A 13,703-nucleotide genomic window follows, 5' to 3' on the forward strand; every position below is an offset into this window, starting at 1 on the left:
AATCCTCGTACCCCAGCCACATTAAAAAAGCTCGCTTCGGCGAGCTTTTTGCTTTTCTGCGTATATTCAATGTCGAATGCGATGTTGACACGTCTTATCCTTCAATGTCGGATGCGACGCTGCCGCGTCTTATCCGACCTACGGTTGGCATGCATCCGGCAATGTTGTAAGGCTATAATCCTAACGCATATTTCAGCGCCTGACGTTTCAAAACGCCAGCACGCTCCGCCGCCATTAATCCGAGATTACGCATAAAACGCAGCGGCGGCAGATTATTGCTGAATCCGGCATAAAACAGATCCATACCGCTCTGCATAATAAAGTTATCCGCCATGCGCCGCATCTGGTAACGTTTGAGGATCGGATAACTGGCCCACGCTTCGCCGTAGCTGCGGGCGTTCACCAGAACGTCAATCAGGGCATCGACATCACGATAACCAAGATTCACCCCCTGCCCCGCCAGCGGATGGATGGTATGCGCGGCATCGCCCACCAGCGCAAGCCCTGGCTGAACATACTGCAATGCATGACGGCGCGTCAGCGGAAAAGCGCCTGCGGCAAGCGGCGTCACATAACCCAGACGCGACGGGAAATGTTTCGCGATTTCCGTCTGGAGCTGCGCCATATTCATATTCTGCAACTGGCGAATACGCGCCGGAGAGTCATACCACACCAGCGATGCCCAGTTATCAAACAACGGCAGAAACGCACGCGGTCCGTCCGGGGTAAATTGCTGCCAGGTGCTGTCGCCGGGATCGTTCTCACACTGTACGCTAATCAACATACACGACTGCGCATACTGCCAGGCATGAACGCCAATTCCCGCCATCTGCCGCACCTGCGAATTTGCGCCGTCGGCACCAATCACCAGTTTCGCGCGGATCGTTTCACCGCCCTTCAGTTCCAGCTCCTGAAGATCATTATGGCGATGCAGCGCAATCAGCGAGGTTGGCACACGTAGCGTTACTTTCGGATGCGCTTCCAGCGCCTGCCACAGCGCCTGTTGCAGGACCGTGTTTTCCACCATATAGCCAAGCAACGGTAGCTTAAGTTCAGCGGCGTCAAACACCACATGCGCCGTTTCCCACTCCCACGTTTCCAGTCTGCGGTAAGGATGGCAACGCATGGCCTGTACCGCATCCCAGACGCCTAAACCTTTAAGCAATGATACCGAAGCCGCGCTGATCGCTGAGATCCGAACGTCCGGTTGGCTGTCAGCGACAAACGGTGCAGGTTCTGCGTGCTCGATCACCGTTACCGTAAATCCGTGCTGTGCCAGTCCCAGCGCCAGTGCGCCACCGACCATTCCTCCGCCGACAATGGCAATTTCCGTTGGTTGATTTGTCATGGTCAATCATCCTGTTAGCAATATGCTTTAAGTTTACAGGATTTTTACCCCCAAGGGCTGATAACGCTCATACTGGTCACAACGGCAGCAAAGCATTACACTATGCGCCCTGCATTCCTGGCTACTATTTCGCAAGAGCAAGTCGATGACCAAAAAACTCCATATTAAAACCTGGGGCTGTCAGATGAACGAGTACGATTCATCGAAGATGGCCGATCTGCTGGATGCCACCCACGGCTATCAACTGACCGACGTGGCGGAAGAAGCGGATGTGCTGCTGCTGAACACCTGCTCAATCCGCGAGAAGGCTCAGGAAAAAGTCTTCCATCAGTTGGGTCGCTGGAAACTGTTAAAAGAGAAGAATCCAGACCTGATTATCGGCGTCGGTGGCTGCGTGGCATCGCAAGAAGGCGAGCACATTCGCCAGCGCGCCCACTATGTCGATATTATTTTTGGGCCGCAAACGCTGCACCGCCTGCCGGAGATGATCAACTCTGTGCGCGGCGACCGCAGCCCGGTTGTAGATATCAGCTTCCCGGAAATCGAGAAGTTTGACCGTCTGCCGGAACCGCGCGCCGAAGGGCCGACCGCATTTGTCTCCATCATGGAAGGCTGCAATAAATATTGCACCTACTGCGTGGTGCCTTACACCCGTGGTGAAGAGGTAAGCCGTCCATCCGACGATATTCTGTTTGAGATTGCCCAGCTTGCGGCTCAGGGCGTGCGTGAAGTCAACCTGCTCGGTCAGAACGTGAACGCCTGGCGTGGTGAAAACTACGACGGCACCACTGGATCGTTTGCCGATCTGCTGCGTCTGGTTGCAGCGATCGACGGGATCGATCGTATTCGCTTTACCACCAGCCATCCGATCGAATTCACCGACGATATTATCGAAGTGTATCGCGACACGCCGGAGCTGGTGAGCTTCCTGCACCTGCCGGTACAAAGCGGTTCCGATCGCATTCTGAACCTGATGGGGCGTACCCACACGGCGCTGGAGTACAAAGCGATCATCCGTAAACTGCGTGCGGCGCGTCCGGATATTCAGATCAGTTCTGACTTCATCGTTGGCTTCCCTGGCGAAACCACCGAAGACTTCGAGAAAACGATGAAGCTGATTGCCGACGTCAATTTCGACATGAGCTACAGCTTTATCTTCTCAGCACGTCCAGGAACGCCTGCCGCCGATATGGTTGATGATGTTCCGGAAGAAGAGAAGAAGCAGCGTCTGTATATTCTGCAAGAGCGCATTAATCAGCAAGCGATGGCATGGAGCCGCCGGATGCTCGGCACCACCCAGCGTATTCTGGTAGAAGGGACTTCACGTAAGAGCATCATGGAGCTTTCCGGGCGTACCGAAAATAACCGCGTGGTCAACTTCGAGGGCACACCGGATATGATCGGTAAATTCGTCGATGTAGAAATTACCGACGTCTACCCGAACTCTCTGCGCGGTAAAGTGGTGCGAACTGAAGATGAAATGGGTCTGCGCGTGGCAGAAACACCAGAATCGGTGATTGCCCGTACCCGCAAAGAAAATGACCTTGGCGTGGGTTATTATCAGCCGTAATTCTCAGGCTCGCCGTTCCGGCAAGTTATGAGATTGACGACAAATGCAAATTGCCTGATGCGCTACGCTTATCAGGCCTACATGATTCCTGCAATATATTGAATTCGCATGAATTTGTAGGCTGGATAAGGCGTTTACGCCGCATCCGGCATGAACAATACGCACTCCGTCAATTATCACTGGCCCGCCGTTCCGGTGGGCCTTGTTTTTTCTCTCTTTATCCCCATCTTTATCGCAATGCTTGCGCCTTTTTCCTGTGGCGTGAATAATTTCCTTATAGGCCGGTGAATGTTCAGCTTCCGGCGGCATACAGATAAGAGGAACGGTTTGAACATAGACACTCGCGAAATCACCCTGGAGCCAGCAGACAATGCGCGTCTGTTGAGCCTGTGCGGCCCGTTTGATGACAACATCAAGCAGCTCGAACGCCGTCTCGGCATCGAGATCAATCGCCGCGATAACCACTTTAAACTGACCGGCCGTCCGATTTGCGTCACCGCTGCGGCAGACATTCTGCGTAGCCTGTATGTCGATACTGCCCCGATGCGCGGTCAGATTCAGGATATCGAGCCGGAACAGATCCACCTTGCGATTAAAGAAGCGCGAGTGCTGGAGCAAAGCGCGGAGAGCGTGCCGGAGTACGGCAAAGCGGTCAATATCAAAACCAAACGCGGCGTAATTAAGCCGCGCACGCCAAACCAGGCGCAGTACATCGCCAATATTCTCGACCATGACATCACTTTCGGCGTTGGCCCGGCGGGTACGGGTAAAACCTACCTGGCGGTAGCTGCGGCGGTTGATGCCCTGGAACGTCAGGAAATCCGCCGTATTCTGCTGACTCGTCCAGCAGTAGAGGCCGGTGAGAAGCTGGGTTTTCTGCCTGGCGATTTAAGCCAGAAAGTAGACCCGTATCTGCGCCCGCTGTACGACGCGCTGTTTGAAATGCTTGGCTTTGAGAAAGTCGAGAAACTGATTGAGCGCAACGTTATTGAAGTCGCGCCGCTGGCCTATATGCGTGGTCGTACGCTGAATGACGCCTTTATCATTCTCGATGAGAGCCAGAACACCACCATCGAACAGATGAAGATGTTCCTGACCCGTATCGGTTTTAACTCAAAAGCAGTTATCACCGGCGACGTCACACAGATCGACCTGCCGCGTAATACTAAATCAGGCTTACGTCATGCCATCGAAGTGCTGGCCGATGTCGAAGAGATCAGCTTTAACTTCTTCCACAGCGAAGACGTGGTTCGTCACCCGGTGGTGGCGCGTATCGTTAACGCCTATGAAGCCTGGGAAGAAGCCGAACAAAAACGAAAAGCGGCGCTGGCGGCAGAACGCAAGCGCGAAGAACAGGAACAAAAATGAGTCAGGTGATCCTCGATTTACAACTGGCATGTGAAGATAATTCCGGGTTGCCGGAAGAGAGCCAGTTTCAGACATGGCTGAATGCGGTGATCCCGCAGTTTCAGGAAGAATCGGAAGTGACTATTCGCCTAGTCGATACCGCCGAAAGCCACAGTCTGAATCTGACCTATCGCGGTAAGGATAAGCCGACCAACGTGCTCTCCTTCCCGTTTGAAGTGCCGCCTGGCATGGAGATGTCGCTGCTGGGCGATCTGGTTATCTGCCGTCAGGTGGTTGAGAAGGAAGCACAGGAGCAAGGCAAACCACTGGAGGCGCACTGGGCGCATATGGTGGTGCACGGCAGTCTGCATTTGTTAGGTTACGATCACATCGAAGATGACGAAGCAGAAGAGATGGAAGCCCTCGAAACAGAGATTATGCTTGCTCTGGGCTATGAGGATCCGTACATTGCCGAGAAAGAGTGATTTGCCAGGCATTTGACTGGCAAACGTCCCCGCCGTTGGCGATTAACGACGGCGTTTTGATTAACTAACATGAGAACCCATACGACGCCATGAGCGACGACAATTCACACAGTAGTGACACGATAAGCAACAAGAAGGGATTTTTCTCCCTGTTACTCAGCCAACTTTTCCACGGTGAACCGAAAAACCGTGACGAACTGCTGGCGCTGATCCGTGATTCCGGGCAGAACGACCTTATCGACGAAGATACGCGCGATATGCTCGAAGGGGTAATGGACATCGCAGACCAACGCGTTCGCGACATCATGATCCCCCGCTCCCAGATGATTACCCTGAAACGCAACCAGACGCTGGACGAATGCCTTGATGTCATCATCGAGTCCGCCCACTCACGTTTCCCGGTGATTAGCGAAGACAAAGATCACATTGAAGGGATTCTGATGGCGAAAGACTTGCTGCCGTTTATGCGTAGCGATGCTGAAGCCTTCAGCATGGACAAAGTGTTACGTCAGGCGGTTGTCGTTCCTGAAAGTAAGCGCGTAGACCGGATGCTGAAAGAGTTTCGCTCTCAGCGTTACCACATGGCGATCGTCATTGACGAATTCGGTGGTGTTTCCGGTCTGGTGACCATTGAAGACATCCTGGAACTGATTGTTGGTGAGATTGAAGACGAGTATGACGAAGAAGATGATATCGACTTCCGTCAGCTGAGTCGTCATACCTGGACCGTGCGCGCACTGGCTTCCATTGAAGACTTCAACGAAGCGTTCGGCACCCACTTTAGCGATGAAGAGGTCGACACTATCGGTGGTCTGGTGATGCAGGCATTTGGGCATCTTCCGGCGCGTGGCGAAACCATCGACATCGACGGTTACCAGTTCAAGGTGGCGATGGCTGACAGTCGGCGTATTATTCAGGTTCATGTCAAAATCCCGGATGACTCACCCCAGCCGAAGCTGGATGAATAAAACCGAAACTGGATAGATAACTACATGGCTTTTGCCTCATTAATTGAACGCCAGCGCATTCGCCTGCTGCTGGCGTTATTATTCGGTGCCTGCGGAACGCTGGCCTTCTCTCCTTATGATGTCTGGCCTGCGGCGATTGTTTCGCTGATGGGGTTGCAGGCACTAACCTTTAACCGTTGCCCACTCCAGTCTGCCGCTATCGGCTTCTGCTGGGGATTTGGTCTCTTTGGCAGCGGTATTAACTGGGTCTATGTCAGCATTGCGACCTTTGGCGGGATGCCTGGCCCGGTAAACATCTTCCTGGTGGTACTGCTGGCGGCGTATCTGTCGTTGTATACCGGGCTGTTTGCCGGTGTGCTGTCGCGGCTGTGGCCGAAAACGACCTGGTTGCGCGTAGCCATTGCGGCTCCTGCCCTCTGGCAAGTGACCGAGTTTCTGCGCGGTTGGGTGCTGACTGGCTTCCCGTGGTTACAGTTCGGCTATAGTCAGATTGACGGCCCGTTAAAAGGGCTGGCACCGATAATGGGCGTGGAAGCCATTAACTTCCTGCTGATGATGGTAAGCGGCCTGTTGGCGCTGGCGCTGGTCAAACGCAACTGGCGTCCGCTGGTGGTAGCCGTCGTGCTGTTTGCCCTTCCCTTCCCGCTGCGTTACATCCAGTGGTTTACCCAGCAACCGGAGAAAACCATTCAGGTTTCGATGGTTCAGGGCGATATTCCGCAATCGCTGAAGTGGGATGAAAGCCAGCTTCTTAATACGCTGAAAATTTATTACAACGCGACGGCGCCGCTGATGGGCAAATCTTCACTGATTATCTGGCCGGAGTCGGCGATAACCGATCTGGAAATTAATCAGCAACCGTTCCTCAAAGCACTGGACAGTGAGTTGCGCGATAAAGGTAGTTCACTGGTAACCGGGATTGTCGACGCGCGCCTCAATAAGCAGAACCGCTACGATACCTACAACACCATCATTACGCTGGGTAAAGGTGCGCCGTACAGCTACGAATCAGCCGATCGCTATAACAAAAACCATCTGGTGCCGTTTGGCGAGTTTGTCCCGCTGGAATCGATTCTGCGTCCGTTAGCGCCGTTCTTTGATCTGCCGATGTCCTCATTCAGCCGTGGACCATATATCCAGCCACCGCTGTCGGTGAATGGTATTGAGCTGACTGCGGCCATTTGCTACGAGATCATTCTCGGCGAGCAGGTGCGCGATAACTTCCGTCCGGATACCGACTATCTGCTGACCATCTCAAACGATGCGTGGTTTGGTAAGTCTATTGGTCCGTGGCAGCACTTCCAGATGGCGCGAATGCGTGCGCTGGAGCTGGCGCGCCCGCTGCTGCGTAGCACCAACAACGGCATTACGGCGGTAATTGGTCCGCAAGGTGAGATTCAGGCGATGATCCCGCAATTCACCCGCGAGGTGTTGACCACTCACGTGACGCCAACCACCGGACTCACACCGTACGCACGTACCGGCAACTGGCCGCTGTGGGTACTGACAGCACTGTTTGGTTTTGCCGCTGTGCTGATGAGTCTGCGTCAGCGACGTAAATAATCCCTTCTTATCGTGCCGGAATACATCCCGTATTTCGGCACATTCACCGGATGCAGCGTCAATGCATTATCCGGATGACAAAATACGTCCCTCCAACTTTGGCACATCTATTGCTTTGTTATACAAGGCAAACCTTGAACCGGCGTCAGTACAACCCGGTTGCACCACAGCAATCCACGGGCAGCACCAAAAGAGTGCATTTTAAGAATTTTGCTTCGGAATGGTGCGGTACATCTCGCAAAAACAAACAATAAAACAGCAATATCTTTACATTTAGCCAAACTAAATGTTACCTAACAAGCACAACACTGCACAATAAAGTTGCAGATGATAACAACACAAACACTCACAACGGGTATCCATGCGTTCTTAACGCAGGAGATAAAGGAGTTGGATATGCAACTACGTAAACCTGCCGCAGCAATCCTGGCCCTGGCGCTTTCTGCAGGTCTGGCACAGGCAGAAGACGCTGCCCCGGCAGCTGGCAGTACGCTGGACAAAATCGCCAAAAACGGCGTGATTGTCGTCGGTCACCGTGAATCTTCAGTACCTTTCTCTTATTACGACAATCAGCAAAAAGTGGTGGGTTACTCACAGGATTACTCCAACGCCATCGTTGAAGCAGTGAAAAAGAAACTCAACAAACCGGACTTACAGGTGAAACTGATTCCGATCACCTCACAAAATCGTATTCCGCTGCTACAAAACGGCACTTTCGATTTTGAATGCGGTTCAACCACCAACAACCTCGAACGCCAGAAACAGGCCGCTTTCTCTGACACCATTTTCGTGGTCGGTACGCGCCTGCTGACCAAAAAAGGCGGCGATGTTAAAGATTTTGCCGATCTGAAAGATAAAGCCGTAGTCGTAACTTCCGGCACCACTTCTGAAGTTTTGCTCAACAAACTGAATGAAGAGCAAAAAATGAATATGCGCATCATCAGCGCCAAAGATCACGGTGACTCTTTCCGCACCCTGGAAAGCGGTCGTGCCGTTGCCTTTATGATGGACGATGCCCTGCTGGCCGGTGAACGTGCGAAAGCGAAGAAACCAGACAACTGGGAAATCGTCGGCAAACCGCAGTCTCAGGAAGCTTACGGCTGCATGTTGCGTAAAGACGATCCGCAGTTCAAAAAGCTGATGGATGACACTATCGCTCAGGTGCAGACCTCCGGTGAAGCGGAAAAATGGTTTGATAAGTGGTTCAAAAATCCAATTCCGCCGAAAAACCTGAACATGAATTTCGAACTGTCAGACGAAATGAAAGCTCTGTTCAAAGAACCGAATGACAAGGCACTGAACTAATTACAAGAACCAGGGGCGGAAATTCCAGCCCTCTCGATTGTTACGTAGCACGGACAGACTATACGCCTGATGGTCGTTCCCCATCGGGCCTGAAAACCGCAATACGCTGGGTAACAATCTTCGAGGGTAGCAGTTAACGCTGCTACCCTCTTTTTTTCTGGAGTAGATTTATGTCTATAGACTGGAACTGGGGTATTTTTTTACAACAAGCCCCGTTCGGCAACACCACCTATCTCGGCTGGATCTGGAGCGGCTTTCAGGTGACGATCGCTCTGTCGATCTGCGCCTGGATTATCGCTTTCCTCGTCGGCTCGTTATTCGGCATTTTGCGTACCGTTCCTAACCGTTTTCTCTCCGGTCTGGGTACGTTGTATGTCGAACTGTTCCGCAACGTGCCACTGATTGTGCAGTTCTTTACCTGGTATCTGGTGATCCCGGAGCTACTGCCAGAGAAAATTGGCATGTGGTTTAAGGCGGAGCTGGATCCTAATATTCAGTTTTTCCTCTCCTCCATGCTTTGCCTGGGGCTGTTTACCGCCGCCCGTGTTTGCGAACAGGTACGCGCCGCGATCCAGTCGTTACCCCGTGGGCAAAAAAATGCCGCGCTGGCAATGGGTTTGACGCTACCGCAGGCTTACCGCTACGTACTGCTGCCTAACGCTTATCGTGTTATCGTCCCGCCGATGACGTCCGAGATGATGAACCTGGTGAAAAACTCCGCCATCGCCTCGACCATCGGGCTGGTCGATATGGCGGCGCAGGCCGGTAAATTGCTCGATTACTCCGCTCACGCCTGGGAATCGTTCACTGCTATTACGCTGGCGTATGTGTTGATTAACGCGGTTATCATGCTGGTGATGACGCTGGTTGAACGTAAAGTTCGCCTGCCCGGCAACATGGGAGGCAAATAATGTACGAGTTTGACTGGAGTTCTATTGTCCCTTCCCTGCCGTATCTGCTGGATGGGCTGGTGATCACCCTGAAAATCACTGTCACAGCAGTCGTGATTGGTATTTTGTGGGGCACCATGCTGGCAGTGATGCGCCTGTCCAGCTTTGCGCCGATTGCTTGGTTTGCCAAAGCCTACGTTAACGTATTCCGCTCGATTCCTTTAGTCATGGTTTTGCTATGGTTTTACCTGATTGTGCCGGGTTTTCTGCAAAACGTGCTGGGATTATCGCCGAAAACCGATATCCGCTTAATTTCTGCGATGGTGGCGTTTTCGATGTTTGAAGCGGCCTACTATTCAGAGATTATCCGTGCCGGTATTCAAAGTATTTCTCGTGGGCAGTCGAGCGCCGCGCTGGCGCTGGGGATGACTCACTGGCAGTCGATGAAACTCATCATTCTGCCACAGGCGTTTCGTGCAATGGTGCCGCTGCTGCTCACTCAGGGCATCGTTCTGTTCCAGGATACCTCGCTGGTGTATGTGTTATCTCTGGCTGATTTCTTCCGTACCGCCTCAACCATTGGTGAGCGTGATGGTACGCAGGTTGAGATGATCCTGTTTGCCGGATTTGTTTATTTCGTTATTAGCCTTAGCGCATCGTTGTTGGTCAGCTACTTGAAAAGAAGGACAGCATAATGATTACCCTGAAAAATGTTTCAAAATGGTATGGTCACTTTCAGGTGCTGACCGACTGCTCAACCGAAGTGAAAAAAGGTGAAGTAGTGGTGGTTTGCGGCCCGTCTGGTTCCGGTAAATCAACGCTGATTAAAACCGTCAACGGCCTCGAACCGGTGCAGCAAGGCGAAATTACCGTCGATGGCATCGTGGTTAACGATAAGAAAACCGATCTGGCAAAGCTGCGCTCCCGTGTGGGAATGGTGTTCCAGCATTTTGAGCTGTTTCCCCATCTGTCGATTATCGAAAACCTGACGCTGGCGCAGGTGAAAGTACTTAAACGCGATAAAGCGCCGGCTCGTGAAAAAGCACTGAAACTGCTGGAGCGAGTCGGGCTTTCTGCTCACGCCAATAAGTTTCCGGCGCAGCTTTCCGGTGGTCAGCAGCAGCGTGTGGCAATCGCTCGCGCGTTATGTATGGACCCCATCGCCATGCTGTTCGACGAACCGACATCGGCGCTGGATCCGGAGATGATCAACGAAGTACTGGACGTGATGGTCGAACTGGCGAACGAGGGGATGACCATGATGGTGGTGACCCACGAAATGGGCTTTGCCCGTAAAGTGGCGAATCGGGTGATCTTTATGGACGAGGGAAAGATTGTCGAGGACTCGCCGAAAGACGCTTTCTTCGATGATCCGAAATCGGACCGCGCAAAAGACTTCCTCGCGAAAATCCTGCATTAATCACTCTGGCGCGCATAGCCAAGTGCGCGCCATCTCACGCTTTATCGTTTCGCTCCTCGTATCTGTTACATCCTGGCGTTACCCTTGTCGCAAAGAAGCACACAACAAGGAGCAACAATGGCACTGCCAATTCTGTTAGATTGCGACCCAGGTCATGATGACGCTATCGCAATAGTTCTCGCCCTCGCCTCACCAGAGCTTGATGTCAAAGCAATTACGTCTTCTGCCGGAAACCAGACACCAGAAAAAACATTACGTAATGTTCTGCGTATGCTGACCCTGCTTAATCGCACCGATATTCCGGTGGCAGGCGGCGCGGTGAAACCGTTAATGCGTGAGTTGATTATCGCAGACAACGTGCACGGCGAAAGCGGTCTCGACGGCCCGGCATTACCGGAACCCGCATTCGCACCGCAAAACTGCACGGCGGTGGAGCTGATGGCGAAAACGCTGCGTGAAAGTGTGGAACCCGTCACCATTGTCTCTACCGGACCGCAAACTAACGTCGCCTTGCTGCTCAATAGCCATCCGGAACTGCATAGCAAAATTGCCCGTATCGTGATTATGGGCGGTGCAATGGGGCTTGGTAACTGGACGCCAGCGGCTGAATTTAATATTTACGTTGACCCGGAAGCAGCAGAAATTGTCTTCCAGTCTGGAATTCCTGTGGTAATGGCAGGTCTGGATGTCACTCACAAAGCGCAAATTCACGTTGAGGACACCGAGCGTTTCCGCGCGATTGGCAACCCGATTTCAACCATCGTCGCCGAACTGCTGGATTTCTTCCTCGAATATCATAAAGATGAAAAATGGGGATTTGTTGGCGCACCGCTGCATGACCCATGCACCATCGCCTGGCTGCTGAAACCTGAACTGTTCACCACCGTTGAACGCTGGGTTGGCGTCGAAACGCAAGGGAAATATACCCAGGGCATGACAGTTGTTGATTATTACTATCTGACCGGCAATAAACCGAATGCCACTGTAATGGTCGATGTTGATCGTCAGGGCTTTGTTGATTTACTGGCAGATCGTCTGAAATTTTACGCTTAATACACGTCATTGATTAAGATCACCATGTAAAAATGTGGTGGTCTTACTCTGGCGCTCTCTTTTTCCTTCAAGATATAAATGCAATGGATAATGCAGAACTCGCCATTGGTATCGATCTCGGTACTACCAATAGTTTAATTGCCGTCTGGAAAGACGGTGCCGCGAAATTAATTCCAAATAAATTCGGTGAATATTTAACACCATCTATAATTAGCATGGATGAAAATAATCATATTCTGGTCGGAAAACCGGCTGTATCACGGCGTACTTCACATCCTGATAAAACCGCTGCGTTATTTAAACGTGCCATAGGCAGTAATACCAACTGGCACTTAGGCAATGGCACATTTAACGCGCCGGAATTGTCTTCTTTGGTATTACGTTCATTAAAAGAAGATGCCGAAGAATTTCTGCAACGCCCAATTAAAGATGTGGTGATCTCCGTTCCGGCTTATTTCAGTGATGAACAACGCAAACATACCCGTTTAGCAGCAGAGTTGGCAGGGTTAAATGCGGTACGCTTAATTAATGAACCCACGGCAGCCGCGATGGCTTATGGCCTGCATACGCAGCAAAACACCCGCTCGCTGGTGTTTGATCTCGGTGGCGGCACGTTTGACGTCACGGTGCTTGAGTACGCCACGCCGGTGATTGAAGTTCACGCCTCCGCTGGCGACAACTTTCTTGGTGGCGAAGATTTTACCCATATGCTGGTCGATGACGTTTTAAAGCGCGCGGATGTCGCCAGGACCACGCTTAACGAGAGTGAACTGGCAGCCTTGTACGCCTGTGTGGAAGCGGCAAAATGTAGCAATCATTCGCCAATGCACATTCGCTGGCAGTACCAGGATGAAACGCGGGAATGCGAATTTTACGAGAACGAACTGGAAGATTTGTGGTTGCCGCTGCTCAATCGCTTGCGAGTGCCAATTGAACAGGCGTTGCGCGATGCACGTCTGAAGCCGAGTCAAATCGACAGTCTGGTGCTGGTTGGCGGCGCGTCGCAAATGCCGCTGGTACAGCGAATCGCCGTGCGTCTGTTTGGCAAATTACCGTATCAAAGTTACGACCCGAGCACCATTGTCGCTCTGGGCGCAGCAATCCAGGCCGCCTGCCGCTTACGTAGCGAAGATATCGAAGAAGTGATCCTTACTGATATCTGTCCCTACTCTTTAGGCGTTGAAGTTAACCGCCAGGGCGTTTCCGGCATTTTCTCGCCGATTATTGAGCGAAACACCACGGTGCCTGTGTCACGAGTCGAAACTTACTCGACCATGCACCCGGAGCAGGATTCAATTACGGTGAATGTTTACCAGGGGGAAAACCACAAAGTTAAGAATAATATCCTGGTAGAGTCCTTCGATGTGCCGTTGAAGAAAACCGGGGCTTATCAATCAATTGATATTCGCTTTAGTTATGATATCAACGGTTTGCTTGAAGTTGACGTGCTTCTGGAAGACGGCAGCGTTAAGTCCAGAGTGATTAACCACAGCCCGGTAACATTGAGCACGCAGCAGATTGAAGAGAGTCGGACGCGGTTATCCGCATTGAAAATTTATCCGCGCGATATGCTCATCAATCGCACCTTTAAAGCCAAACTGGAAGAGTTGTGGGCGCGGGCGCTGGGTGACGAGCGAGAAGATATTGGTCGGGTGATCACCGATTTTGATGCGGCGTTGCAGTCAAACGATATGGCGCGCGTCGATGAAGTTCGTCAGCGGGCGAGCGATTATCTGGCAATTGAGATCCCCTGA

At 52.1% G+C, this 13,703-nt stretch carries 12 protein-coding genes; 11 read left to right on the forward strand and 1 reads right to left on the reverse strand.

Annotation, left to right across the window (positions count from 1 at the left end; translation table 11 throughout):
- Positions 1-172: 172 nt before the first annotated feature.
- Positions 173-1,348, reverse strand: a complete 1,176-nt coding sequence (ubiF, locus tag A7589_RS01720; RefSeq protein ID WP_000184609.1) for a 3-demethoxyubiquinol 3-hydroxylase — start codon at positions 1,346-1,348, stop codon at positions 173-175.
- 145 nt (positions 1,349-1,493) lie between these two features.
- Here ubiF and miaB point away from each other — a divergent pair, with 145 nt between their 5' ends.
- From miaB to hscC, 11 genes are all read left to right on the forward strand, one after another.
- On the forward strand, positions 1,494-2,918 hold the full coding sequence (miaB, locus tag A7589_RS01725) for a tRNA (N6-isopentenyl adenosine(37)-C2)-methylthiotransferase MiaB (protein WP_000162740.1): 1,425 nt from the start codon (positions 1,494-1,496) through the stop codon (positions 2,916-2,918).
- A 327-nt stretch (positions 2,919-3,245) separates the two neighbouring features.
- Entirely contained in the window at positions 3,246-4,286 is a 1,041-nt protein-coding gene (locus A7589_RS01730) for a PhoH family protein (RefSeq protein WP_001018040.1), read from the forward strand.
- Positions 4,283-4,750 carry an rRNA maturation RNase YbeY gene (gene ybeY, locus A7589_RS01735; RefSeq protein ID WP_000084457.1) on the forward strand — a complete coding sequence of 156 codons (468 nt, stop codon included), beginning with the start codon at positions 4,283-4,285 and terminating at the stop codon, positions 4,748-4,750. The genes A7589_RS01730 and ybeY overlap by 4 nt, the downstream gene beginning before the upstream one ends.
- Before the next feature lie 89 nt (positions 4,751-4,839).
- Entirely contained in the window at positions 4,840-5,718 is an 879-nt protein-coding gene (gene corC, locus A7589_RS01740; protein ID WP_001278605.1) for a CNNM family magnesium/cobalt transport protein CorC, read from the forward strand.
- A 24-nt stretch (positions 5,719-5,742) separates the two neighbouring features.
- Complete coding sequence (lnt, locus tag A7589_RS01745; protein ID WP_000853078.1) at positions 5,743-7,281, forward strand: apolipoprotein N-acyltransferase; 1,539 nt, start codon at positions 5,743-5,745, stop codon at positions 7,279-7,281.
- Between the two features lie 396 nt (positions 7,282-7,677).
- Positions 7,678-8,586: a glutamate/aspartate ABC transporter substrate-binding protein GltI gene (gene gltI, locus A7589_RS01750; protein WP_010357533.1), complete on the forward strand. Its 909-nt coding sequence runs from the start codon at positions 7,678-7,680 to the stop codon at positions 8,584-8,586.
- Between the two features lie 170 nt (positions 8,587-8,756).
- The gene (gltJ, locus tag A7589_RS01755) at positions 8,757-9,497 is read left to right on the forward strand and encodes a glutamate/aspartate ABC transporter permease GltJ (RefSeq protein ID WP_000020950.1); all 741 of its coding nucleotides are present in this window, start codon (positions 8,757-8,759) and stop codon (positions 9,495-9,497) included.
- On the forward strand, positions 9,497-10,171 hold the full coding sequence (gene gltK, locus A7589_RS01760) for a glutamate/aspartate ABC transporter permease GltK (RefSeq protein ID WP_000272811.1): 675 nt from the start codon (positions 9,497-9,499) through the stop codon (positions 10,169-10,171). Before gltJ ends, gltK begins: the two co-directional genes overlap by 1 nt.
- Positions 10,171-10,896: a glutamate/aspartate ABC transporter ATP-binding protein GltL gene (gene gltL, locus A7589_RS01765; protein ID WP_000631384.1), complete on the forward strand. Its 726-nt coding sequence runs from the start codon at positions 10,171-10,173 to the stop codon at positions 10,894-10,896. The genes gltK and gltL overlap by 1 nt, the downstream gene beginning before the upstream one ends.
- Before the next feature lie 117 nt (positions 10,897-11,013).
- Complete coding sequence (rihA, locus tag A7589_RS01770; protein ID WP_001207504.1) at positions 11,014-11,949, forward strand: pyrimidine-specific ribonucleoside hydrolase RihA; 936 nt, start codon at positions 11,014-11,016, stop codon at positions 11,947-11,949.
- A gap of 83 nt (positions 11,950-12,032) precedes the next feature.
- Positions 12,033-13,703, forward strand: a complete 1,671-nt coding sequence (hscC, locus tag A7589_RS01775) for a molecular chaperone HscC (protein ID WP_108188695.1) — start codon at positions 12,033-12,035, stop codon at positions 13,701-13,703.

Origin of the sequence: Escherichia sp. MOD1-EC6475 (assembly GCF_003046645.1) — a bacterium.
GTDB classification, from domain to species: Bacteria; Pseudomonadota; Gammaproteobacteria; order Enterobacterales; family Enterobacteriaceae; genus Escherichia; species Escherichia ruysiae.